This window comes from Kribbella jejuensis (assembly GCF_006715085.1).
GTDB lineage: Bacteria > Actinomycetota > Actinomycetes > Propionibacteriales > Kribbellaceae > Kribbella > Kribbella jejuensis.
On the sequence record NZ_VFMM01000001.1, the window covers coordinates 1 to 23,440 of the forward strand.

Annotated in this window: 24 protein-coding genes; 12 read left to right on the top strand and 12 right to left on the bottom strand. The window is 69.3% G+C overall.

Going from position 1 to position 23,440, the window contains the following annotated elements:
* Both FB475_RS00005 and FB475_RS00010 read left to right on the top strand, forming a co-directional pair.
* On the top strand, nucleotides 1-388 hold a 388-nt coding region (locus FB475_RS00005), incomplete at its 5' end, for a PNPOx family protein (protein WP_185758969.1).
* Between the two features lie 79 nt (nucleotides 389-467).
* Nucleotides 468-1,601 (top strand): sensor histidine kinase, encoded by a 1,134-nt coding sequence (locus FB475_RS00010; RefSeq protein ID WP_238331880.1) that lies wholly within the window; start codon nucleotides 468-470, stop codon nucleotides 1,599-1,601.
* Here the strand turns inward: FB475_RS00010 and FB475_RS00015 are convergent.
* Nucleotides 1,598-2,812: an alpha-hydroxy acid oxidase gene (locus FB475_RS00015; protein ID WP_141851272.1), complete on the bottom strand. Its 1,215-nt coding sequence runs from the start codon at nucleotides 2,810-2,812 to the stop codon at nucleotides 1,598-1,600. The two genes, FB475_RS00010 and FB475_RS00015, sit on opposite strands and share 4 nt — an antisense overlap.
* Before the next feature lie 73 nt (nucleotides 2,813-2,885).
* Between FB475_RS00015 and FB475_RS00020 the strand changes: the two genes are divergently transcribed.
* From FB475_RS00020 to FB475_RS00050, 7 genes are all read left to right on the top strand, one after another.
* Complete coding sequence (locus FB475_RS00020) at nucleotides 2,886-3,605, top strand: FadR/GntR family transcriptional regulator (protein ID WP_141851274.1); 720 nt, start codon at nucleotides 2,886-2,888, stop codon at nucleotides 3,603-3,605.
* Between the two features lie 74 nt (nucleotides 3,606-3,679).
* Complete coding sequence (locus FB475_RS00025) at nucleotides 3,680-4,822, top strand: sensor histidine kinase (RefSeq protein WP_141851276.1); 1,143 nt, start codon at nucleotides 3,680-3,682, stop codon at nucleotides 4,820-4,822.
* Nucleotides 4,819-5,463, top strand: coding sequence for a response regulator (locus FB475_RS00030; protein ID WP_141851278.1), 645 nt, complete (start codon nucleotides 4,819-4,821; stop codon nucleotides 5,461-5,463). The genes FB475_RS00025 and FB475_RS00030 overlap by 4 nt, the downstream gene beginning before the upstream one ends.
* Nucleotides 5,464-5,472: 9 nt before the next feature.
* The gene (locus FB475_RS00035) at nucleotides 5,473-6,138 is read left to right on the top strand and encodes a response regulator (RefSeq protein WP_141851280.1); all 666 of its coding nucleotides are present in this window, start codon (nucleotides 5,473-5,475) and stop codon (nucleotides 6,136-6,138) included.
* Between the two features lie 34 nt (nucleotides 6,139-6,172).
* Nucleotides 6,173-6,598: a hypothetical protein gene (locus FB475_RS00040; RefSeq protein WP_141851282.1), complete on the top strand. Its 426-nt coding sequence runs from the start codon at nucleotides 6,173-6,175 to the stop codon at nucleotides 6,596-6,598.
* 79 nt (nucleotides 6,599-6,677) lie between these two features.
* The gene (locus FB475_RS00045) at nucleotides 6,678-7,574 is read left to right on the top strand and encodes an ABC transporter ATP-binding protein (RefSeq protein WP_141851284.1); all 897 of its coding nucleotides are present in this window, start codon (nucleotides 6,678-6,680) and stop codon (nucleotides 7,572-7,574) included.
* Nucleotides 7,564-8,364: an ABC transporter permease gene (locus tag FB475_RS00050; RefSeq protein WP_141851286.1), complete on the top strand. Its 801-nt coding sequence runs from the start codon at nucleotides 7,564-7,566 to the stop codon at nucleotides 8,362-8,364. The genes FB475_RS00045 and FB475_RS00050 overlap by 11 nt, the downstream gene beginning before the upstream one ends.
* Here FB475_RS00050 and FB475_RS00055 read toward each other — a convergent pair.
* The 4 genes from FB475_RS00055 to FB475_RS00070 are packed head-to-tail and all read right to left on the bottom strand — an operon-like array spanning nucleotide 8,335 to nucleotide 13,600.
* Nucleotides 8,335-9,603 carry a glycoside hydrolase family 125 protein gene (locus FB475_RS00055; RefSeq protein ID WP_141851288.1) on the bottom strand — a complete coding sequence of 423 codons (1,269 nt, stop codon included), beginning with the start codon at nucleotides 9,601-9,603 and terminating at the stop codon, nucleotides 8,335-8,337. The genes FB475_RS00050 and FB475_RS00055 overlap by 30 nt on opposite strands.
* Before the next feature lie 8 nt (nucleotides 9,604-9,611).
* The gene (locus tag FB475_RS00060) at nucleotides 9,612-10,826 is read right to left on the bottom strand and encodes an ROK family transcriptional regulator (protein ID WP_141851290.1); all 1,215 of its coding nucleotides are present in this window, start codon (nucleotides 10,824-10,826) and stop codon (nucleotides 9,612-9,614) included.
* Nucleotides 10,819-12,369, bottom strand: a complete 1,551-nt coding sequence (locus FB475_RS00065; protein WP_141851292.1) for an alpha-amylase family protein — start codon at nucleotides 12,367-12,369, stop codon at nucleotides 10,819-10,821. Before FB475_RS00065 ends, FB475_RS00060 begins: the two co-directional genes overlap by 8 nt.
* A 13-nt stretch (nucleotides 12,370-12,382) precedes the next feature.
* A complete protein-coding gene (locus tag FB475_RS00070) occupies nucleotides 12,383-13,600 on the bottom strand; it encodes a cysteine desulfurase-like protein (RefSeq protein WP_141851294.1) in 1,218 nt (405 codons plus the stop codon).
* A gap of 106 nt (nucleotides 13,601-13,706) precedes the next feature.
* On the opposite strand from FB475_RS00070, the gene FB475_RS00075 reads away from it, so the two are divergent.
* Entirely contained in the window at nucleotides 13,707-14,651 is a 945-nt protein-coding gene (locus FB475_RS00075; RefSeq protein ID WP_141851296.1) for a DMT family transporter, read from the top strand.
* Here FB475_RS00075 and FB475_RS00080 read toward each other — a convergent pair.
* From FB475_RS00080 to def, 4 genes are read right to left on the bottom strand one after another with little or no spacing between them, the layout of a single operon-like run.
* On the bottom strand, nucleotides 14,648-15,610 hold the full coding sequence (locus FB475_RS00080) for a DMT family transporter (RefSeq protein ID WP_141851298.1): 963 nt from the start codon (nucleotides 15,608-15,610) through the stop codon (nucleotides 14,648-14,650). The genes FB475_RS00075 and FB475_RS00080 overlap by 4 nt on opposite strands.
* Entirely contained in the window at nucleotides 15,607-17,022 is a 1,416-nt protein-coding gene (locus tag FB475_RS00085; RefSeq protein ID WP_141851300.1) for an RsmB/NOP family class I SAM-dependent RNA methyltransferase, read from the bottom strand. Before FB475_RS00085 ends, FB475_RS00080 begins: the two co-directional genes overlap by 4 nt.
* Nucleotides 17,019-17,951 carry a methionyl-tRNA formyltransferase gene (gene fmt, locus FB475_RS00090; protein ID WP_141851302.1) on the bottom strand — a complete coding sequence of 311 codons (933 nt, stop codon included), beginning with the start codon at nucleotides 17,949-17,951 and terminating at the stop codon, nucleotides 17,019-17,021. The genes FB475_RS00085 and fmt overlap by 4 nt, the downstream gene beginning before the upstream one ends.
* Nucleotides 17,948-18,496, bottom strand: coding sequence for a peptide deformylase (gene def / locus FB475_RS00095; RefSeq protein WP_141851304.1), 549 nt, complete (start codon nucleotides 18,494-18,496; stop codon nucleotides 17,948-17,950). The genes fmt and def overlap by 4 nt, the downstream gene beginning before the upstream one ends.
* 172 nt (nucleotides 18,497-18,668) lie before the next feature.
* Here def and FB475_RS00100 point away from each other — a divergent pair, with 172 nt between their 5' ends.
* Together FB475_RS00100 and FB475_RS00105 are read left to right on the top strand one after the other, a co-directional pair.
* A complete protein-coding gene (locus FB475_RS00100) occupies nucleotides 18,669-20,144 on the top strand; it encodes a C39 family peptidase (protein WP_141851306.1) in 1,476 nt (491 codons plus the stop codon).
* Between the two features lie 144 nt (nucleotides 20,145-20,288).
* Nucleotides 20,289-21,272, top strand: a complete 984-nt coding sequence (locus FB475_RS00105) for a hypothetical protein (RefSeq protein WP_238332244.1) — start codon at nucleotides 20,289-20,291, stop codon at nucleotides 21,270-21,272.
* Here the strand turns inward: FB475_RS00105 and FB475_RS00110 are convergent.
* The 3 genes from FB475_RS00110 to FB475_RS00120 are packed head-to-tail and all read right to left on the bottom strand — an operon-like array spanning nucleotide 21,269 to nucleotide 23,402.
* Nucleotides 21,269-21,802 carry a DUF1707 SHOCT-like domain-containing protein gene (locus FB475_RS00110; RefSeq protein WP_202878213.1) on the bottom strand — a complete coding sequence of 178 codons (534 nt, stop codon included), beginning with the start codon at nucleotides 21,800-21,802 and terminating at the stop codon, nucleotides 21,269-21,271. The genes FB475_RS00105 and FB475_RS00110 overlap by 4 nt on opposite strands.
* Before the next feature lie 5 nt (nucleotides 21,803-21,807).
* Nucleotides 21,808-22,437: an HAD family hydrolase gene (locus tag FB475_RS00115; RefSeq protein WP_141851310.1), complete on the bottom strand. Its 630-nt coding sequence runs from the start codon at nucleotides 22,435-22,437 to the stop codon at nucleotides 21,808-21,810.
* Complete coding sequence (locus FB475_RS00120; protein ID WP_141851312.1) at nucleotides 22,434-23,402, bottom strand: Lrp/AsnC family transcriptional regulator; 969 nt, start codon at nucleotides 23,400-23,402, stop codon at nucleotides 22,434-22,436. Before FB475_RS00120 ends, FB475_RS00115 begins: the two co-directional genes overlap by 4 nt.
* Nucleotides 23,403-23,440: the final 38 nt, after the last annotated feature.

Consider the following 23,440-nt stretch of genomic DNA (forward strand, 5'->3'; position numbering starts at 1 on the left):
GGCCGGCAACCGGCGCGTCGACGGGTTCACCAACATCATCTCGAACCCGCACGTCGGGCTGATCTACTTCGTCCCCGGCCGCGGCGACACGCTGCGGATCAACGGCCGCGCCCGGATCGTCAAGGAAGCGCCGTTCTTCGACGAGATGGTGGTCAAGGGCAACCGGCCGCAACTGGCCCTGCTGATCGAGATCGACGAGATCTTCCACCACTGCTCGAAGGCGTTCCTGCGTTCGCAGCTGTGGAAGCCGGAGACCTGGGAGCCGGACGCGATCCCGAGCCGGCCGCGGATCGCGAAGGCCCTGGAGCGTCAGGACGCCGACCTGGCGGAGCTCGAGGAGTACTACGGCGCCGCGTACGAAGAGAAGATCTACAAGGTCAAATACTGAACTACTACAACGGGCGCAGGCCGAAGTACTCCGGGGCGACGATGACAGCCGCCCCGGCTGCCCTCTACGGTTCCGTAGTGTGACCCAGCCCGTCGACGTCCCCGATCTCGGGACCCGAGTGCGCCGCTACACGTTGCCGGTCGTGCTGGCGGTGTTCCTGGTGGTCGGGACGTACGGCGCGGCGCGCGGTCAGACCGACCGTCAGCACCCCGACGCGTTGATGGTCGTACTGCTGCTGATCGCGGCGCTCGCCCTGTTCTGGCGCAGCACCCACCCGGTCCCCGTGTTGTGGGTGATCGCCGCCGCGACGCTCGTCTACATGCTCCGCGAGTATCCGTGGGGTCCCGTGGTCATCCCGTTCGTGATCGCGGTCTTCACCACGATCCGTCTCGGCCACCGATCAGCCGGCTGGGCGGGGCTGATCTCCTTGTACGTCGGTCATGTCGGCGGCCGCCTCATCCTCGGTCTGAATCAGGACGGCATCTACCAGGTGCTGCTCGTCGGCCTGTGCTTCTGCCTCCTCGGGTTCGTCGCCGAACTCTTCCGCGCGCACCGCGACCGCGTGATGGCCGCCGCGAAGACCCGTAGAGAGGAGGAGCTTCGCCGTGCCGGTGAGGAACGTCTACGGATCGCACAGGAGCTCCACGATGTCGTCGCGCACCACATCTCCCTGATCAACGTACAAGCGTCCACCGCGCTTCACCTGGTCGACAGGCAACCCGAGCAGGCAGCCCCGGCGCTCTCGGCGATCAAGGACGCGAGCAAGGAAGCCCTGGTAGAACTCCGCTCGATCGTCGGCATCCTGCGGCAGTCCGACGAGTCCGCGCCTCGCCAGCCGGTCGCCGGGCTCGACCACCTGGACCACCTGGTCAGCCGGACCAAGAGGGCCGGGCTCGACGTCCACAAGATCGTCCACGGGGATCCACGTCCGCTACCGACCGGCCTGGACCGCGCCGCGTTCCGGATCATCCAGGAGTCACTGACGAACGTCGTACGGCACGCCAAAGCCACGTCCGCGACCGTGCGGATCCAGTACGGCGAGCAGGCCCTGGTGCTGCAGATCGACGACAACGGCGAATCGCTGACCGCGCAGCCCCAGGAAGGCAACGGCATCTCCGGCATGCGCGAACGCGCTACCGCGCTGGGCGGCACGCTGACCGTGATCCGTACGCCGGCAGGCGGCCTACGGATCACGGCGACGCTGCCAGTCTAGGAGGGCAGGCGGACGTGGGACGGGTTCAGCTCGGCGACGCTGGAGACACCGAGGAGGGCCATCGTGCGCCGCACCTCCTTGGTCAGGATCTCCGCGGCCCTGGCGACACCGCGTTGCCCGCCGGCCATCAGGCCGTACAGGTACGCGCGGCCGACCAGGCAGGCGTCCGCGCCTAGCGCGATCGACGCGACGATGTCCGCGCCGGACATGATGCCCGTGTCGAGGTAGATCTCCGCGTCGCTGCCGATCGCCTTGCGGACGTCCGGGAGGATCCGCAGCGGTGTCGGGGCACGGTCCAGCTGGCGGCCGCCGTGGTTGGACAGTACGACCGCGTCCGCGCCGGCGTCGACAACCCGGCGAGCGTCCTCGACGGTCTGGATGCCCTTCACGATCAGCGGTCCGTCCCAGATCGAGCGCAACCAGTTCAGGTCGTCGATCGTCATCGTCGGGTCGAACAGCTTGTCCAGCAGCTCTGCGACCGTGCCATCCCAGGTGGACAGCGAGGCGAACGTGAGCGGCCGGGTCGTAAGCAGGTTGGCCCACCAGGCCGGGTGCAGCGACGCGTCCAGCACGGTCTTCACGGTCAGCGACGGCGGGATCGTGAAGCCGTTGCGTACGTCGCGGAGGCGGGCGCCGGCGACCGGTACGTCGACGGTCAGCATCAGCGCTTCGAACCCGGCGGCGGCTGACCGCTTCACGAGGTCCTCACCGGCGTCGCGGTCCTTCCACACGTACAGCTGGAACCACTTGCGGGCGTTCGGTGCGGCGGCCGCGACGTCCTCGATCGAGGTCGTGCCCATCGTGGACAGCGCGTATGGGATGCCGATGTCCTCGGCCACCTTGACGACCGCGCTCTCCCCTTCGTGGTTCATCATCCGGGTGAAGCCGGTGGGCGCGAACGCGAACGGCAGCTCGGAGCGGCGCCCGAGGATCGACGTACCGAGGTCGATCTCGGAGACGTCGCGCAGGATCGACGGCTGCAGCTCCAGCTCCGCGAACAGCCGGCGGGCGCGGCGCAGGCTGATCTCGGCCTCGGCAGCGCCGTCGGTGTAGTCGAAGACCGAGCGTGGCGTCCGGCGGCGGGCGATCGTCCGCAGGTCCGCGATCGTCAGCGCCTTCTCCAGCCGACGGTCGGTCGGGTTCACCGTGATCGGCTTCGGCCGGAGCAACGGCTTCAGCTCGGACCATTTGGGCATCTGACGATCGGTCATCACAACTCCCGGCTGATTCTGTGGTCGGACCACACCCTATCCTGTGGTCCGACCACACCGGTAGAGTGTCCGGATGAAGAACTACGAGCTGGTTCTGCACCGGGTCGAGGCCGACCTCGCGGCCGGGCGGCTGCGGATCGGCGGGCGGCTGCCCGGCGAGCGGACGCTCGCGGAACAGCTCGGGATCAGCCGGCCGTCGGTGCGCGAGGCGGTCCGGGTGCTGGAGGCGATGGGTGTCGTCCGGACCGCGACCGGGTCCGGGCCGGAGGCGGGCGCGGTGATCGTGGCGGAGCCGGAGTCGCCGCTGACCGCCGTACTGCGGTTGCACCTGGCAACGAATCATCTGCCGATGGGAGACGTGGTCGAGACGCGCTTGCTGCTCGAGTCGTGGGCCGCGCGGGAGGCGGCCGGCCGGTCGCTCGAGGCGGGTGAGTTGAAGCTTGCGTCGGAGTTGCTGGATCGGATGGATGACGAGGGCTTGTCGCCGGAGGAGTTCCATCTGCTCGACGCGGAGTTTCATGTCGCGTTGTCGGGGTTGGCCGGGAACGTGCTGATCGCCGCGGTGATGGCTTCGTTGCGGTCCGCGATTCACGGGTACGTGCTGGCCGCGGTGCCGAATCTGCCGGACTGGGAGGCGACAGTAGTCGGCTTGCGCGGCGAGCACCGGGCGATCCTGGCAGCGGTACGCGGCGGCGAGCCGGAACGCGCCGCCGCGTTGGTGGCCGCGCATATCCGCGGGTTCTACCAGGCGGCGCAGCTAGCGGGGTTCAGCGGAGACGACAAGGCGGAGTGAGGGCTCCCCCACCGGCTGGAGGGTTCGACTTTGGTCGGTGGTGGGGCGGGAGGGGGACGCTTACGCTCAGGGGCATGGACGAGTTGTGCGCGCCGCGGAAGCCGCCGAGGTACGGCGAGGTGGTGGCTGTTGCGGCGATCGCAGTGCTGGTGGGGCTGACGATCGTCGGGCGGTTGCCGGACGCGGAGCACCGGAAGTTCCTGCCGTTGGACCTCGTGGTCGGGATCGCCTCGGTCGGGCTGATGCCGTTGGTGTTCCGGCGGCCGGTACCGGGCGCGATCGCGGTCGCCGTACTCGCGGCCTTCTCCCCTGCCGCGACGCCGCCGTCGACCGTCGGCACGTTGAACGTCGCCCTCCGGCAACCGCTCCGTACGTCGATCATGGTCGCGGCGGTCGGCACCGCGAGCCATCTCATTCAGGGCCTCTGGCAACCGATCCACGGACTCCCGTACTTCTGGTACGCCCTCCTGGTCGTCGTCGTCCACGCGGGCCTGCTCGGCTGGGGCCAAGGCACCCAGGCACGCAAGCAACTCCTCGCGTCGTTGCGGGAACGTGCCGTCCGCGCCGAGGCGGAGCAGGGTCGCCGGGTCGCGGAGGCGCGGTCGCTCGAGCGTACGAAGATGGCGCGCGAGATGCACGACGTACTGGCGCATCGGCTGTCGCTGCTCGCGACGTACGCCGGTGCGCTCGAGTACCGTCCGGACTCCTCCCCCGAGAAGCTCGCGAAGGCGGCGGGCGTGATCCGTACCGGCGTACACCAGGCGCTCGACGAGTTGCGCGAGGTGATCAACGTGTTGCGGGACGAGGAGGTGTACGAGGGGCGCCCGCAGCCGACGTTCGGCGATCTGCGCGCGCTGGTGGAGGAATCGCGCGCGGCGGGTTCGGCGATCTCGTACGACGATCGGGTCGCGGACGCCAGCTCGTTGCCTCCGGCAACCGGGAGAACGGCGTACCGGGTCGTGCAGGAGGGGCTGACGAACGCTCGCAAGCATGCTGCCGGATGTCCCGTGAAGGTGATCGTCACCGGGCAGCCGGGCGACGGCTTGCGGATCGAGCTGATCAACCCGGCGTCGAGCGGTACGCCGCTGGTGCCTGGCAGCGGGACCGGTCTTGTCGGGCTGACCGAGCGCGTCCAGCTCGCGGGGGGCACGCTCGACCACGGGCGGGAACCCGGTGGCGCGTTCCGGCTCGCGGCCTCGCTACCGTGGCCCGCATGATCCGGGTACTCGTGGTCGACGACGACGCATTGGTCAGGGCGAGTCTCGAGATGATGCTCGACGGCGCGAACGGGATCTCGGTCGTCGGCCAGGCCGCCGACGGTGACGAAGTACCGGCCGCCGTCGACGCGCACTTCCCGGACATCGTGCTGATGGATCTACGGATGCCGCGCGTCGACGGCATCGTCGCAACCCGCCGGCTCCGGGCGCGGACCAATCCGCCCGAGGTCGTCGTACTGACGACCTTCGACACCGACGAGAACGTCCTGCACGCGCTCCGCGCCGGGGCCAGTGGATTCCTGCTCAAGGACACGCCCCCGGCCCAGATCGTCGAGGCGGTACGGCGGGTCGCGGCCGGGGACCCGATCCTGTCCCCCGCGATCACGCGCCGGCTGATGGATCGCGCTGCGACGCAAGCCGATGCGCACACGATCGCGCAGCAGAAGCTGGAGCGGTTGTCGCCGCGGGAGTACGACGTGATGCTCGCGGTCGCCCGGGGCAAGGCGAACGCGGAGATCGCGACCGAGCTGTTCATGAGCCTCGCGACCGTGAAGGCCCACATCTCGCACATCCTCACCAAGCTGGAGCTCGGCAACCGCACGCAGGTCGCGCTGCTCGCCCACGACGCCGGGCTGGCATAGGCTCCCCGCATGATTCGGGTGTTGCTGGCGGACGATCAGGCGTTGGTGCGGGCCGGGTTCCGGTCGTTGCTGAACTCCGAGGACGACATCACCGTGGTCGGCGAGGTTTCGGACGGCGCGGAGGCGGTCGTGGTCGCGCGGCGCGAGAAGCCCGACGTGGTGCTGATGGACATCCGGATGCCCGGTACCGACGGCCTGGAGGCGACCCGGCGGATCGGGGCCGACCCGGAGCTGTCCGGCGTCCATGTGGTGATCCTGACGACGTTCGACCTGGACGAGTACGTGTTCGAGGCGTTGCGGGTCGGGGCGAGCGGCTTCCTGGTGAAGGACACCGAACCGGTCGAGCTGCTGCAGGCGGTGCGCGTGGTGGCGCGCGGGGACGCGCTGTTGTCGCCCGGGGTGACGCGGCGGCTGGTGGCGGAGTTCGCGTCGCGGTCGCGTCAGCCCTACGCGAGCAAGGAGCTCGACGTACTCACGGAACGCGAGAAGGAGATCGTCGCGCTCGTCGGCGAAGGCCTGTCGAACGACGAGATCGCGCAACGGCTCGTGCTGAGTCCGGCGACCGCCAAGACCCACGTGAGCCGCGCGATGATCAAGCTGGGCGTGCGCGATCGCGCGCAACTCGTCGTCCTCGCGTACCAAACCGGGCTCGTCCGCCCCGGTTGGTTGGGTTGACCTTCCAGTTGGTCGAAGCCTGAGGCTGGCGGGTATGGAGCACCTCGAGGAGATCGCCGCTGCCGTCGAGCTCGGCCGTACTGGTGACCGCGCAGCCGCCCGGCGCCAATTGAACGACCTATGGACTTTCACGGCTGACCGACAGACCCGCTGCGCGATCGCACACTACTTGGCTGATCTGCAGGACGATGTCGACGCCGAGCTCATGTGGGACCTGCGGGCGCTCGAGCTGGTCGAGGACGATGGCTGGCTGCCCTCACTTCACCTGAACCTCGCGGATGACTACCGGCGACTCGCAGAACCTGAGCTGGCGAATGAGCACCTCGAAGCAGCACGTACGCGTCTGTCCGGACTGCCCGAGGACGGTTACGGGCAGGTGATTCGTGGGGGCGTTGGGCATGTGGCGGAGGCGTTGGCGGCGGGGAGCGTGCAGCCGCTGCCGTCCAACCCGAGCACCTGAGAGGTACTCCGCGTGCAGTAGGTGGGGTCACTCCCGGGGGACGACGCGGTGGACGGGGTTGAGCCGGGACCCTCGAGGTATGGATGCGTTGGTGGAGGTCAGTGGGCTGACCAAGAGGTACGGCGAGACGGTTGCGGTTGACGGGGTTGATCTGACCGTGTTGGCGGGTGAGGTTTACGGGTTTCTCGGGCCTAACGGGGCGGGTAAGACGACGACCCTGCGGATCCTCACTGGGTTGATCGCGCCGACCAGCGGGAGGGTGCGGGTGCTCGGTGGTAGGCCAGGTGAGTCGGCGGTGTTGGGGCGAACAGGGTCGATGATCGAGTCGCCCGCGTTCTACCCGTACCTGTCGGGGCTCGACAACCTGCGGCTGCTGGCGGAGTACGCCGGTGTTGAGCGGCGGCGGATCGACGAGGTGCTCGAGCTGGTCGACCTGGCGGAGCGCGCGAAGGACCGGTTCTCGACGTACTCGCTCGGCATGAAGCAGCGGCTCGGTGTCGCGGCCGCGTTGCTCAAGGATCCCGAGCTGGTGATCCTCGACGAGCCGACGAACGGGCTCGACCCGGCCGGGATGCGCGGCATGCGGCGCCTCATCCGCGAGCTCGGTAGCGGCGGGCGGACCGTACTGCTGTCCAGCCACCTGCTCGGCGAGGTACAGCAGATCTGCGACCGGGTCGGCATCATCAACGCCGGCCGGATGGTTGCCGAGCACAACGTCGACGAGCTCCGCGGTGAGCAGGAACTCGTCGTACGGGCCGCGCCCGAGCAGCAGGCGAAGGCGCTACTGGCCCGCTTCGGCACGGTCCATCAGTACGACGACACGCTGCGGGTCCAGGTCGATCCGCGACGGGCCGCCGAGGTGAACCGTGCGCTCGTCGAGGCCGGAATCGAGGTGTCCGAACTGCACACCACCGAACGCGCTCTCGAGGACATCTTCTTCGAGTTGACCAGTGAGGAGAAGGCCGATGTTGGGTAGCTATCGGGCCGAGATCCTCAAGCTGCGCAAGCGATCCGCCGTCTGGGCGCTGTTCGGCGCCGGCCTCGTGCTGAGCCTGATCTTCGGGTACCTGCTGCCGTACGTCGCCTACACGACGGGCGATGACACGCCGGGCACAACCGGCGTACCCCGCGCTGAGGTGCTCCGCGGGATGTTGCCGGAACGCGTCATCGACAACACGATCGGCGGCTACCCGATCTTCGCCGGCGCGCTCGCTCTGGTCCTCGGCGCGATCGTGATCGGGGCCGAGTACACCTGGGGCACTCTCAAGACCGTCCTCACCCAGCACCCGCGCCGCCTGACCATCTTGAGCGCGCAGTTTCTTGCCCTGGGCACCATGATCGCGTTCTGGGTGCTCACCATCTTCGCCGCCTGTGCACTGTGCAGCATCGCCATCGCCGCCGCGGAGAATGGCGCCACCAACTGGCCAAGCCTCGGCGATCTCCTCCAAGGCCTGGCCGGCGGCTGGCTGGTCCTGCTGATGTGGTGCCTGGCCGGCGCCACCCTAGCCGTTGCCTTCCGCAACGTCGCGCTACCGATCGGCCTGGGCGTCGTCTGGATCCTCGGCATCGAAACCCTCCTGGCAGGAGTCGTCAGCAGCCTCCTACCAAGCCTCAAGTGGCTCGCCAACGTACTCCCAGGCACGAACGCCGGCTCCCTGGTCTTCAGCGTGACAGGCATGGCCCCCACCGACGCACCCACGCCGTCCTGGGGGCCTGGACGACCAGGAGACGCGACGTCACCTGATGCCGGCGTGGACCAGGGCTAGTTCGCAGAACATGGCGTTGGCCCAGGAGAACCATTCGCGGGTGTAGTTGTGGGGGTTGTCGACGTCGAAGCCCTCGTGCATCTGGCCGGTGCCGCCGGTGGTGTCGCGGAGGAGCTCCAACAGCTGCTGGCGTTCGGCGGCGGACGTGCTCGAGATGCCCTGGACAGCCAGGGCGATGTGCCAGATGTAGCGCGGGGGTGTGTGCGGGCTGCCGATGCCGGCGGCGACGGTGCCGCTGTAGTAGTACGGGTTGTCAGGGCTGAGCAGTAGCTGACGAGTCGCGAGATAGGTCGGGTCGTCTTCGGCGGCGTACCCGGTGAGGGGGATTCCAAGGAGGCTCGGCATGTTGGCGTCGTCCATCAGCAACGCCTCCCCCAGCCCGTCGACCTCGTACGCGTAAACCCGGCCGTGCACCGGATGCTGCACGATGCCGAACGTGGCGATGCCCTCGTCGATCTCCGCCTTCAGCGCCTTCGCGCGATCGGCCAGCGGCTCGTCCCGCAGGACTTCGGTCGCGATCTCCTGCAGGTAGCCGAGCACCACCGACGCGAACATGTTCCCCGGAACGTTGAAGCCCAACTCGGTCGCGTCGTCACTCGGCCGGAACGCGCTCCACGACATCCCGGTCGGCTTGGTCAACCGGCCGCGTCCCTCCCGGACCAGCGTGTCCGAGTCGCGGTCGTCGTGCCGCTGGAACCGGTACGGCGACCGCGCCTCGTGGTCCTGCTCCACCGTCCACAGGTCGACGATCGCCTCGGCCGCGGCCCGGAACCGGCCGTCGATCACGTCCGCGCGGCCGGTGATCCGCCACAGCCGGTACGCCAGCTCGAGCGGGAAGCACAGCGAGTCGATCTCGTACTTGCGCTCCCACACCCACGGCGACATCTCGGTCTCGTCGGTGACGTGGCCGGCGCCGTTCGGCTCCTTGTTGAAGGCGTTCGCGTACGGATCGAGGACGACGTACTCCAGCTGCCGGTGCAGTACGCCGATCAGGACCTCCTGCAGCCCCGGATCGTCCTTGCACAGCAGCAGGTACGGGCGGAGCTGGGCGGCGGAGTCGCGCAGCCACATCGCCGGGATGTCGCCGGTGAGTACGAACGTCGTCCCGTCCGGCAGCCGCTCGGCGACCGCGGGCAGGTTCTCGGCCATCGAACGCCGGAACATCTCCGCGATCACCTCGTCGCCACTGGCCTGCCGAACGGCCACAACAGCGCGAGCCAGGACCTCGGGGTCGATCATCAAGACGTCTACCTTTCACCAGCGAGAGAAGGGTTGGGCGAGAAGGTCCGGTCCAGGACCAGGCTCGCGGCGCCGATCGCGCCGACATCGGCGCCGAGGGCGGTACCGGTGACCTCGAACGGGTGCACCGCCTGCAGGAGGAACCGGCCGTCGAGAGCCGTACGGACGGCGTCGCCGAGGACCGGAGCGAGTTGTTGCCAGTGCGGACCGCCGAAGACAACGCGGTCCAGGTCGAGCAGGTTCGCGATGTCCTCGACCACCTTGGCGATCCGCGCCGCCAGCGTGGTCACGATGTCGCGGGCCGCACCCGGTTCGCCCGCCGACGCGCACAGTTCGGCGAAGGCGGCTTCGACCGCGAGCCGGTCGTCCAGGTCGATGCCACCGGCAAGTACGCCGGCCCGCACCGCCTGCGCCACCAGATACCGCGGCTGGCTGGCCTCGCCGACGCAGCCGCGCCGTCCGCAGAAACAGACCGGCCCGTCCGGATCGACGATCACGTGACCGATCTCGCCGACGTTGCTGGAGGCGCCGCGGATCACCTCGTCGCCGATCACCAGCCCGGCGCCGACACCTGTACCGAGGTAGAAGAACACGAAGCTCCCGCCCTGCCCGGCCCATCTCTCCGCGGAGGCGGCGGCCGTCACGTCCTTGTCGAGGATGATCGGCAGACCGGTCCGCTCCTGCAACTGGTCGCGCAGCGGGACGAGGTGCCAGGTCGAGAGATTCGGCGGGTCCACGACCACGCCACGTTCGACGTCGATCGGACCGGGCGCGGCGATGCCCACCCCGGTCACGCGCTCGCGCGGCGCACCCGACGCGACGACGACGTCCTCGATCGTCTTGGCGATCCCGTCGATCAGCGGGTCGGGGTCGTCGGCGTACTGGTCGACCACTCGCCGCGCGACCACCTCGCCGGTCAGGTCCAGCAGTACGACGGTGACGACCGACGGGTCGAGGTGGACGCCGACGGCGTACCGGCCGGTGGGTTCGAGTTCGAGGAGCGTCCGTGGTTTGCCGAGGCCCGCGCCGCGGAGCCGGCCCGCCTCGCGGACCAGGCCGGCGTCGAGCAGCCGGCGGGCGATGTTCGAGATCGCCTGCCCGGACAGGCCGGTCGCCTCGGCGAGCTCGACCCGGCTGAGCTGTTCGCTGCGGCGGATCGCGTCCAGGACGACGGCATCGTTGAAGTCCCCGACCCGATCGAGGTTCGTCCCCCGTCTAGCCATGGGGGTCTGCGCCCCACGGCTGCGACCAGTCGTACTCGACCAGCTCGTCGCCAGAGCGCCAGGTCGTCGGCGTGGTGTTCACCAGCCAGTCCGTCGGCTCGATGCCGCCCGGGTCGCCGCCGTCGAGCGCGAGCCGGATGCCGGCGCGCAGCGCGCGGTCCGTTTCGGGGGTTCTTGCGGCCGGGTCGATCGACAGGAACAGCGCCGTACCGGAACGCGCGATCAGGTCGAGGAAGCGCGCGTTCAGCTCCCACGGCGTCTGCGGAGTACACGGGACGCAGTCGGCGTCGACGGTGAAGAACCGGTTGTGTTGCGGGAGGCGGAACGCGAGCGTGTTGACGCCCATCTTGCGGGTCCGTTCCCAGTCGCGGCCGGAGGTGTCGTCGCCGATCCGCTGGATGTCGACGAGGCCAGCGGCGAGGTGGCCGACGGTGTTGCAGCCGATCACCAGCAGGTCGCTCGCGGCGGTCCGGATCTCACGGTACAAGTCCAGGATGATCTCGGCGGTCGTGCGGCTCGGGTCGTGGAACTGCCAGCCGTCGGCGGTCAGGCGCGAGCCCATGGCCGGGCCGAAGTTGCCGAAGACGTCGTACGTGCTGAAGTCGTGCTTGACGAGTTCGAAACCCCAGGACCGGAAGCGATGCAGGTCGGAACGTAAACCGTCCAGTACTTCGGGGTGGGTGGGGTCCAGGGCGCGGCCTGGTTTGTCGTGCGGGACCTTGGACGCCAGCGGGGACGGCTCACGGACCAGGAGGGGACGGAACCAGATCCCCGGGCGGGCGCCGATGTCCTTGATCGCGGAGGCTGTGGCGGCCAGGTCGTCGAAGACACCGGGGATGCCGCGGTCCCACGGGCCGCCGGAGCAGACGCCGCCCGGGTACCAGCCGTCGTCGACGACGCTGAACGGCTTGACCGGGTGCCCGTCGGCGAGCTCGACGATCGTCGACGCGTCCTTGAGGACAGCCTTCTCGTCGAAGTTCTCGCCGTAGGCGTAGTACCAGTTATTGGCCCCGACCACCGGCGCGGGCTCAGGTCGCGCCGGTGGCCGGGTGCTCATGGAGGCGACCGCTGCGTTCAGCGTCTGCCAGGGAGTACCCCCGTCGTCGAATCGTCGCACGACTGCTGCTGCCAGCCTACGACCGCCCAGGTGAACGGGCCCGCCGCCGTTGCGCAGATCCAGCCAGAGCGTGTACCCGTCGCCGTCGACCGTCCAAGCGCAGAACGTGTTCGGCTGTACGTCGACACCCATGCCGAACGTGCCTGCTCCCGAGTGCACGAGGAAGTACCACGGCAGCAGCCGCTCGGGCTGCAGGTGCCGCCATTGCAGGTCGCCGTACGAACGCTCCCACGCGTCGCCGAGGATCAGGGCGTCGGCCGGGAGCTTGTCCGACCAGCGCAGCGCGACCCGGGAGACGCGTTCCGCGGTGACCTCGACGACTCCGTCGTTCCAGCTGATCTCGACGCCCGCGCGGGCCGGGCTGACCAAGCCGGCCGAGGCGTCCGAGCGGTCCGTCTGGACGAAGAAGGCGGTGGGTTCTCTCATTTCCCCAGAGACTTTAGTTAGTGCCTCTCGGGCCGGTCAAGGCGGACACCGCCGCGACGAGACGGTCGACGTCCGACTGGTCGTTGTACGGCGCGAGGCCCGCGCGGACGGCGCCCGCCGCGCCGAGGCCGAGCTGCCGGGCCGGCTCGTACGCGTAGAACGAACCTGCCGGGGCGTTCACGCCGGCCTTCGCAAGGTGGTCGGCGATCGCCGACGGCTCATGTCCTTCGAGCGTGAACAGCAGGGTCGGCGTGCGGTTCGCGGCGTGACCGTACAGCGTGATGCCAGGGATCGCGGCGAGCCGTGCCTCCAGGTCGTCGCGGAGCGCGTCCTCGTGTGTCTCGACGAGTTGGAGCGAGTTGATCAGGCGCTCGCGGCGGGTGCTCCCTGAGCCGCCGAGGCTCGCGATGAACTCGACCGCGGCCGTCGTACCGGCGAGCAGCTCGTACGGCAGTGTCCCGAACTCGAACCGCTCGGGCACGACGTCCGTCGACGGCAGCAGCTTGTCGGGCTTCAGCGTCTCGAGCAGCTCCGGCGCAGCGGTCAGCACACCGAGGTGCGGGCCGAAGAACTTGTACGGCGAGCACACGTAGAAGTCGGCGTACCGCGCGTCGACCGGCGCGTGCGCGGTCAGGTGCACGCCGTCGACGTAGACGAGCGCGCCCACAGCGTGGGCCTGGTCGGCGATCTTCTGCGTGTCGGGGCGGGTGCCGAGGAGGTTGGAGGCGGCCGTGACGGCGACGAGGCGGGTGCGGTCCGTCAGCAGTGGAGCGATGTCGTCGAGCTCGGATGTCTCAGGGTCGAAGCCGAGCCACTTGAGCGTGGCGCCCGCGGCCTCGGCAGCCTGCACCCATGGGCGGACGTTCGCGTCGTGGTCCAGGCGCGTGACGATCACCTCGTCGCCCGGCCTCCAGGTCTTCGCGAGCGTCCGGGAGAAGTCGTACGTGAGTTGCGTCATGCTGCGGCCGAACACGATGCCCTGGCCGGTGGTCCCGAGCAGATCCGCCATCGCCTGGCGGGCGTTCACGACGGTCTCGTCGGCGCGGCGCTCGGCCGGCGTCAGCTGGCCGCGGTTCGCCAGCGCGGACGTCATGGTCGCCGCGACCGCGTCCGCGACGGCTTGCGGGGTCTGCGAACCACCGGGCCCGTCGAAGTGCGCGGCGCCCTCCTCGAGCGCGGGGAACTGCTTGCGGACGGCGACGATATCGAAGGCAGGCTCGGAGGCACTCATGCGCGTCATCCTCTCTCGCTCCTGACATCGGTCGCTACCACCTGCCCGAATACGGATAAAAATGCACGAACTGTCCGCCCCGTGGTGCAGGATGTCAGGAGTGAGCATGCTGACGACTCCTGACACCGCCCCGGCGCGGGCGTGGCTCCCCACGATGATCACCCTCGCGGCGATCTGGGGCTGCAGCTTCCTGTTCATCTCGGTCGGCGTCCGCGAGCTGCCGCCGCTCTACCTGGCGCTCGGCCGGGTGCTGGCCGGTTCCGTCGTACTGCTCGCGATCCTGATCGTGAAGCGCGAGCCGCTGCCGCGGGACCCGCGGCTGTGGGCGCACTCGTTCGTGGTCGGGGCGATCGGCTCGGCCATCCCGTGGACGCTGTTCGGGTACGGCGAGGAGCGGATCCCGTCGCTGCTGGCCGGCATCTGGAACGGCATCACCCCGCTGGTCGTGCTGCCGATCGCGGTGCTGCTCTTCCGGACCGAGAGGTTCTCGGCGCAGCGTGGGTTCGGGTTGCTGATCGGGTTCGTCGGAATGCTCGTCGTGCTCGGGGCGTGGCGCGTGCAGGGCGGCGCCGACCTCGTCGGGCAGGGGTTGTGCATGCTGGCCGCGGTTTTCTACGGGCTCGCGATCCCCTACCAGAAACGGTTCCTGGCCGGTACGACGTTGTCCGGTACGGCACTGTCCACCGCATTGTTGCTGTGCGCATCGGTTCAGCTGGCTGTCGTGGCGCCGCTGGTCACCGGGCAGGCGCCGCCCGCGCCGTGGTCGCTGTCGCTGAAGGTGCTGCTGAGCGTGCTTGCGCTCGGTGCGCTGGGCAGCGGGGTCGCGTTCGTCCTCAACATGCGCAACATCCGGCTGATCGGCGCGAGCCGCTCGTCGATGGTGACGTACCTGATGCCGGTCTTCTCGATCATCGTCGGCGTCATCGTGCTGCACGAGCACCTCACCTGGTACCAGCCGGTCGGCGGCCTGATCGTCCTGCTCGGCGTCGCCGTCTCCCAAGGCGTGTTCACCGGACTCCGTAAGCCGGCAGTCGCCGCAGCGACCACCTAGGAGCGGCGAAGGTTCGGTACCCCGGCGACGACCACCGCGACGAGAGCCAGCAGCGTGCCGACGACCACCGGTGCCGTGATCGGCTTGTCGGCGACCGGGACGAAGATGTCGATGAAGAGGCTGGCGATGAGTTGGCCGGCGATGGTGCCGAGGCCGAGGACGAAGACACCGACGACGCGGACCACGGCGGCCGCGGCGCTGATGAAGATCACGCCGCACATGCCGCCGAGGTACAGCCACGGCTCGCTCGGTAGCTGCCTCGGAGCGCCGCGGAACGCCAGGTCGACGGCGAACACGAGCAGCAGCGCGAGGAAGCCGACGAGAAAGTTCACCACGCCCGCCGCGACCGCGCCGTACGCGTCGGTGGAGGCTGTCCGGGCGACCCGGCCGTTGATGGCCTGCTGTACGGCGGTGCCGACTCCACCGAGCGCGGGCAGGATCGCGAGAAGCAGTCCGCCAGGGTGACTCAGCTGCTCCGACACCGCGAGCCCGACCGCTAACAGCGCGATCGCCGCACCGACGATCCGGAGCGTGGTGAGCGGTTGCGGACCGGCCGGGCCGAAGCCGAGACGATCGACAACGAGGCTGCTGATCGCCTGCCCGGCAACACCCGCCACCAGGAACACCGCGACGCCGATGATCGAGACGGTGATCGACTGCGTCGCGACCAGGAACGCACCGGCGACCCCGCCGAGACACTGCCACCAGCGGAGGCCGCCGTACCCGCGCATCGGCGTACGGATCTGACGCCAGACGTTCGCCAGGCCGCGGCGAACGCCCGGCACCAGGGCGGTGAGGACGAGCAGCACCACCAGGCCGGTGCCGAACGAAATCAGCGCCGCCGGGATCCCGTCGCCGAGCAGGCTGCCGAGCTCACCGTTGATCCTGGACTGGACCGCGACCAGCATCCCGATCCCGAACGCCGAGGTCAGCCCGATCAGGTGGTGGTTCCGGTTCATGTCCCGGCAGACCGGCGGATCAGCGCCAGGTACATCGCGTCGGTGCCGTGCAGGTGCGGCCAGAGCTGTACGTCGGGCCCGTCGCCGAGGTCCGGTACGCCGGGGAACAGTGCGCGAGCGTCCTCGAGGGAGGCGTCGTCGCGGCGATCCAGTACGGCGTCCACGACGGCGCGGGTCTCGTCGGGATGCGGTGAGCAGGTCACATACGCGACGACACCGCCCGGTCGGACGGAGCTGATCGCGGACTCGAGCAGGGCTTCCTGGAGCGGCCGGAGCTCCTCGACGTCCTTCGGCGTACGACGCCAGCGCGCCTCCGGTCGGCGCCGGAGCGCCCCGAGCCCGCTGCACGGGACGTCCGCGAGTACCCGGTCGAACGAGCCCGCCGGCCAGGTCGGCTTCGTACCGTCGCCGACGAGCACCTTGTGGTCGCCCGGGACGGTCCGGAGGTTCTGCCGGACGAGCTCGGCGCGGTGCTTCAGCGGCTCGACCGCGGTCAGTCGCCCGTCCTTGACCAGCGACGCCAGCAACGCCGATTTCCCGCCCGGACCCGCACACAGGTCGAGCCAGTCGGCGTCGTCCCCATCCACCTTCGCCGAGGCCAATGCGATCGCCACCAGCTGGGAACCTTCGTCCTGCACCCCGGCCCGGCCGGCCGCAACGGCCCCGATCCGCCCCGGATCGCCACCGCCCTCGAGCACAGCCCCGAACGGCGACCAGCGCGCTGGGCTGGCACCCGCCGCGACCAACTCGTCCACCTCGGCAAGCCCGGGCCGAGCCACCAGCGATACCCGAGGCGGCTCGTTGTCCGCCACGAGCAACCGCTCCAGCTCGTTCACAGCCTCACCCGGCGGAGCGGCGCCCGGCCCGTCGGAGAGCGCACGGTCGAAGGACTCGACCACCCACCGCGGATGCGCCTCGGCGATTGCCAGGTGGCCCAGCGGGTCGTCCTCCCAGCGGGGCGCGACGGTGGTGATCCACTGGCCCATCTCGCGCTGGCTGATCTTGCGGAGTACCGCGTTGACCAGGCCGGTGCGTTTCTGGCCCAGTTCGGCGCGGGTGAGGCTGACCATCTCGGACACGGCGGCGTACGAGTCGACGCGCATGTTGAGCAGTTGGTGGGTGCCGAGGCGGAGCATGTCGAGTAGTTCGGGGTCGAGCTCGTCGAGCGGGCGTGACACGCTGCGCGCGAGGAAGGCGTCGTACGTGCCCTGCCAGCGCAGCGTCCCGTGGACTAGCTCGGTGCAGAACGCGGCGTCACGCCCGGACAGACGCGAATCCCGGAGCGCCTTGTTCAGCGCGAGGTTCGCGTAGCCGCCTTCGGCGTTGACCTGGCGGATCACCTGGTACGCGACCCGTCGTACCCGATCCGGTGCGCGCTGCGGCCCGCGATGACGCGGAGAACGATCGCTCACGCGATAGGCCCCAGGACATCGTCGTCGGTCAACCGCACGCCACGCGCCCAGTCCGCGGCAGCCATCGGCTTCTTGCCCTGCGGCTGAACCGTCACCAGCTCGACCGCCTTGCTCCCGGTGCCGACCTTCACCGTGGACTTCGTCGCCTGCAGCTCGCCCGGCTTCAGTTCCTCGTCGGTCAGCCGTACGGCGAGCACCTTCAGCCGCTCGCCCCGGAACGTCGTCCACGCGCCCGGCGCCGGGTTGCAGCCGCGGACCAGCCGGTCCACCCGCTGCGCCGGCGCGTGCAGATCCAGCTCCGCGTCCTCGACGGTGATCTTCGGCGCCAGCGTCACGCCGTCCGTTGGCTGCTCGCGGGCCTCGAGGACGCCGGCCTCGATCCCGTCGAGCGTGTCGACGAGCAGCTTCGACCCCGACACCGCGAGCCGGTGCAGCAGATCGCCGGACGTGTCCTCGGGACCGATCGGCTCGGTCAGTACGCCGTACACCGGACCGGCGTCGAGCGCCTTGACGATCCGGAACGTACTCGCACCGGTCACGTCGTCACCGGAGATGATCGAGTGCTGCACGGGCGCCGCACCGCGCCACGCGGGCAGCACCGAGAAGTGCAGGTTGATCCAGCCGTGCTTCGGGATGTCGAGCGCCGCCTGCGGTAGCAGCCCGCCGTACGCGACGACCGGGCAGCAGTCCGGCGCGATCTCGCGCAGCCGCGCCAGGAACTCGGGGTCGCTCGGCTTCACCGGCTTCAGGATCTCGATCCCGCCGAGCTCCTCGGCGTACTGCGCGACCGGCGAGGCGACCAGCTTCCGCCCACGTCCGGCCGGGGCGTCCGGCCGGGTCACGACCCCGACCAGTTCGTGGCGGCTGGCAACGATCGCCTCGAGCGCGGTGACAGCGGGTTCCGGCGTACCGGCGAAGACGACTCTCACAACCCGAATCCGTTCGTGGGGTGGGGGGAAACCTTGATCTGGGGTGGGCCGGACAGGCCGGACCATTCGGCTTCGCGGATCGCCTTCATCGCCTGCTTGCGGGTCTCGCGGTCGAGGCGGTCGACGAACAGCACGCCGTCGAGGTGGTCGGTCTCGTGCTGGATGCAGCGCGCGAGCAGGTCTGATCCCTCGATCACGACCGGGTCGCCGTACATGTTGAAGCCCTTGGCGATCACCGACTGAGCGCGGCGGCAGTCGAACGTCAGGCCGGGGATCGACAGGCAGCCCTCGGGACCGAACTGCTCCTCCTGCGACAGTGTCAGCTCCGGGTTGATCAGGTGCCCGAGCTCACCTTCCACGTGGTACGTGAACACGCGCAGGCCGACGCCGATCTGCGGCGCGGCCAGGCCGGAGCCGGGTGCGTCCTGCATGGTGTCGGTGAGGTCCGCGACCAGGCGGCGCAGCTCGGCGTCGAAGTCGACGACCGGCTCGGCCTTGGTGATCAGCACGGGGTCGCCGAACAGGCGGATGGGTTGGACCGACACAGACACTCCACAACACGTCACGGACCTGGATCGGAACAGTTTAGTTGGCCGCTCAGCCGGGCCGTGCGGTGGATTCCGCTGGGAGGCCCCCTCCCGTTTGTTGCCACAAGCACGTACTGTGGTCCCAGGCGTACCCACAGTCACTGCCGTCACACGCCACTCGGGAGACCCAATGCTCACAGCAGCACGGGGGGCAACTTTGGTCCTCCTAGGTGCACTGCTGGCCCAGGCACCCCTCAGCGCTCAGGCCTACCAACCCCGCGACCCGGAGTTGCGTACACAATCCGGTACGACGCCCACCGGCCAGCCCACCGACCAGCCCGGGGGTTCGCCCACCGTCGGCGCGACGGCGGAGCCCACTGCGGTCGCGAGCGGGGAGCCTACGGCCGATCCGACGGCCCCGGACGGTACGCCGACGGCTCGGTCGTGGAGTGAGGTGGTCAAGGAGGTGACGGAGACGTCGCCGGGTGATGTTCAGTTGCGGTCTGCGGATGCGTCTGCGCAGGCTGCGTCGATGCTTCGGTGTTTCAAGCTCGACACCGAGAACTACTGTCTCGGGCTCGGGTTCGTGGATCAGGTGCCGACCGGGGTTCAGCGGCACGCGTTGATGGAGCAGCCGAGTGTGCGCGCGGCCGACGATGCCGAACAGGACATCGCGACGGGTGACCTCACCCCCGCCGCGTTCGTCGCGCAGCGCGCCGCGCTCCCGAAGAGCCAGCGCGTCACCGCCGAACTCGACGAGATGCAAGCCGCCTGGAACGGCCGCGAGAAAGCCCGCGAACTCCGCGAACTCGCAGAAGCCAACGCACCGGGCACGAGCAACCCGAGCACGCCCCAGCCCACGGGAGCTGGCCAGGCGGGCACAGCCCAGCCCACGGGAGCAGGGCAGGCAGACACGGCTCAGCCGTCGGCTGGCTCCGGGCAGCCGAGTGCTGCGGCCGCGGCGACGGTCGGCCCGACCAGTACACCGACCAGTTCGCCGACTGCCACGCCAACCAGTACGCCGACTGCTACGGCGACGATTGTTCCTACGCGGACGGCTCCGACCACCGGGACTTCCACCACCCCGGCGCCGACGACTCCGGCGGCTCCGGTTGTCGTGCCGGGTTCGGCGTACATCATGAAGGGGTATCAGACGTCTCAGGAGAAGGGGTACTGGTGCGGCCCGGCGACGTTCCAGTCGATCGACTGGGCGGATGACAACCAGAAGGACACCCAGGCGTCCTGGGCCAAGGACCTCGGTTCGACCACCGGTGGTACGGCGATCTCAGCCATGGTGCAGCAGACCAACCTGAAGACCAGTTGGCCGAAGTCCGCCGGCACGTACATCGTGCAGAGTGTCTCGAGCTGGAACGCGCAGACCTTCTTCGCCGTGCACCAGAAGCACCTCGGCGTCTACAAGGCGCCGGTGATCGAACACGTGCAGCTGCTCAAGCGGTACTTCCCGTACCTCGCGTTCAACCACAGCGGCCACTACCAGGTCGGCCGCGGCTACGACCAGAAGAACGGCACGATCGCGATCTTCGAGGTGTTCAACGAGCGCCGCTTCAACAGCCGCGGCAACGTCACCGACGGCCCGCGGAACATCCCCGCGAGCGCACTGTTCAACGCCACCCTGGCCAACTCCTTCCAGAACATCGGGCTGTAGATGCGTCGCCGTACCGTTGCCGTAGGCACCCTTGTCCTGGTCCTGGCCGGCTGCTCCGGCACCAAGCCGGAAACCAGTCCGACGCCCACACCGACGCCCACCCCGGCACCGACGCCGACACCCACCCCGTCAAGACCGACGGATGTGAGTACAGCGTTACCCACCTGGGCGAACGTCCTGCGCCAACCGGTCGACGGCCAGCATCTCGTCACCCAGCAGGGCAGGTACGTCGTCACCCGCGGCAGCGACGAGGCCGGTACGACGACCATCACCGACCGCACCAGCAAGAAGGTTGCGGTCCGGCACGTCCCGGCGACGGACTTCGTCGCCCAGTCCCCCGTCGTGATCGACGACCGCTACGCGCTGCTCGAGGACATCCGCTCCGACGGCCCGGACCCGCAGATCAAGGTCTTGCGGTACGACCTCACCACCGGCAAGGCCAGCACCCCGGCGATCCCACCGGTGTCGGAGCCCGAGATCGGGGCGTACGACGGAACGTTCGCGTACAGCTCCACCGACGCGAAGAACCGCTCCTGCCTGATCGTCGCGGACCTGGCAAACCTGAAGTCCCGCAGCATCACGTGCGTGGCAGCACCCGGGTACGTCGCCGACCCGGTCGTCTCCGCCGACACCGTCACATTCAGCGAGATCATCGCGCCGGAGACCTCCCGCCGCTGCAAACGCGTCCTCACCGCACCACTCACCGGCGGCGCGGCCCAACCGGTGCCCGCGGCAACTAACTGCATCCAGTGGAGCGGCGCCACCCTGAAGGGAGCGACAGTCTGGTCCGAGGTCAGCGCGGCCGACCCGGACCAGTACCAGAGCAAGGCCTACGTCCGGGAGTCCGGGGACTCCCCCGCCCGCCCGCTCGGCACCGTCGTCACCGACACCATCCTTGCCTGCGGCAACTGGATCCTCTGGGAGACGCGGACGGTCAGCCCGACCGGCGCGGAGACGTACCAGATCAACCGCTGGCGGCCCGGCCTGGCCAAACCACAGGTGATGTACGGCGGCAAGCCCGGCGTCGCACTCACCCCGATGACCTGCCAGAACAACACGATCTACGTCGAAGCGGCATACCTCGCGACCACCCCGGCGTACACCGAGACCATCTCAGCCGCGCTCTAACGCCGCGCGTGCCGAATCTTCAACCGTCCGAACCCGATCACGCCCGTGATCCGCACCCGCGGACCGTCGCCGGTCGAGCGCCGCGGCGGCTTGTACCGGGTGTCCTTCCACTCGGTGTGCACCGACTCGAAGTCGACGACCGCGTCGCGCGGCAACGTCAGCTTGACGCCGCCATGCATCACGTTGAGATCGATGTCGACTGCGCCGTCCTCGAACTGCGCCTGCGACAGGTCCAGCCGGACCCGCCCGTACATCGAAACCACCTTGAGGTTCCGCGGCACCCGCCACACACCACGCCGGACGATCCGCCCGGATGCCGCATTGATCGTCGACGTACTGGCCGGCCGCAGGGCCGGGAGGCCGGCGGACGCGACGTCGAGCTCGATCCGGGTCCGCGCGGACAGCACCTGGTGGAGCTGCTGCTCCATCTCCTCGTGGGTCAGATACCCCTCGCTGTACGCCGACTGCACGCGCTCCACGACAGCATTGCGGTCCGCGTCGCCGATGGCAGGGGAGCGATCTTCCGGCATGGAGGTCACTGTAGTGGCAGGCCCCGGTCGCGGAGTTGGGCGCGGAGGTCTGACGCGCCGGTGAACACCTCGGCGTCCAGGCCGACCGCTCGGGCGCCGTCGACGTTGTACGCCATGTCGTCGGTGTAGAACGTCCGCGCCGGATCCAGCCCGAACCGCTCGATCAGGATCCGGTAGATCTTCTCGTCCGGCTTCGCGATCTTCTCGACGCCGGAGACGATCTCGCCGTCGAAGTGCCTCAGGACTCCGAATGCATCCTTGGCGATCTCCCACTTCTCGGCGGAGAAGTTGGTCAGCGCGTACGTCGGTACGCCGGCGGGCTGGAGCTCCGTGAGTACGGCGGCGGTGTCCTCGAAGACCCCCTTCACCATCTTCAGCCAGCCCGTGTCGTACGCCTCGATCCACTCGGCGTGCTCCGGGTGCAGGCTCTTCAGCTCCGCGACGGCCTCGGCCCACGGACGGCCCTCGTCCTGCTTGTGGTTCCAGGCGGGAGTCGCGACGTTGGTCAGGAAGTGTGTCCGCTCCTCCTCGTCCGGAATCAGGTCGGCGTACAGGTAGGTCGGACTCCAGTCCAGCAGCACCCCACCGATGTCGAACACGACCGCGTCGGTCATCCGCTCAGTCCGCTCAGTCATACCCGCCACCCTACGAGACCCGGCGCGAACGGTGCCGCCGCTTTCACGGTCCGCAGGATCGGCGCGGTCTCGATCGCGGTGATGTGCTCGATCGCGCCGAGCCGTTGCGTCAGATACGTGTGCAGCGCGTCCGGCCCGGAGCAGATCGCCTGCGTAACCAGGTTGGTCCGGCCGGTGGTCGCGGCGACGAAGACCAACTCGTCGTGCTCGCCGAGCGCCCGCCCGACTGCGTCGAGGTGCGCGGGCGGTACGGACAGCCACAGCATCGCGCTCGTGGTGAACCCGAGCGCCATCGGATCGACGTCGACGTCGAGGAAGATCGCGCCGCTCTGCAGCAGCTCGTCGAGCCGCCGCGCCACCGTCGTCGTGGACCATCCCGTGCGTACGGCGAGGTCCGCGTGGGTGGCGCGGCCGTCCTCACCGAGGGCCGCGAGAAGCTTCCCGTCCTCGGCGCTCAACCTGGTCGGCTCGCCGGTGCGGGTGGGCGTCAACGCGGCGACCTGCGCGTCGTTGAGTGTCTTGGCGCGTCCACGCCAGGCCGTCGGACCACCGACGTACAGGTGCAGAAGGTACTGCGCCGAGACCGAGGTGATGCTGCTCGTCCGCGGGATGTCGTTCAGGAGCAGGGCGTTGCCGTCGGTCGGCGTACTGTGCACGATCGACACGATCTCGGTGCCGCCGGACGCGAGCTTCACCCAGCTGGTGTCCGGGCGGCGCGAGAGCGCACCGGCGAGATCCCGGGCCGTCTGCGGTGCCGCGGTCAGTCGGAGCAGCCACTGCGAGCGGCCCGCGGCCTGCGGGTCGGGCAGCGCGGTCACGCGGAGCCCAGCCTCGGCGCGGAGGCGGTTGAAGCGGCGCGCAATGGTCTGCGTCGAGACGCCGAGCACCTCGCCGATCCGGCTGTACGGCGCTCTACCGTCGAGCTGCAACGCGTGGAGCAGGGCCCGGTCGATCGCATCCACCATGGTGACAATCATCGCTTGAAGCCCGCTCCAATGGAATA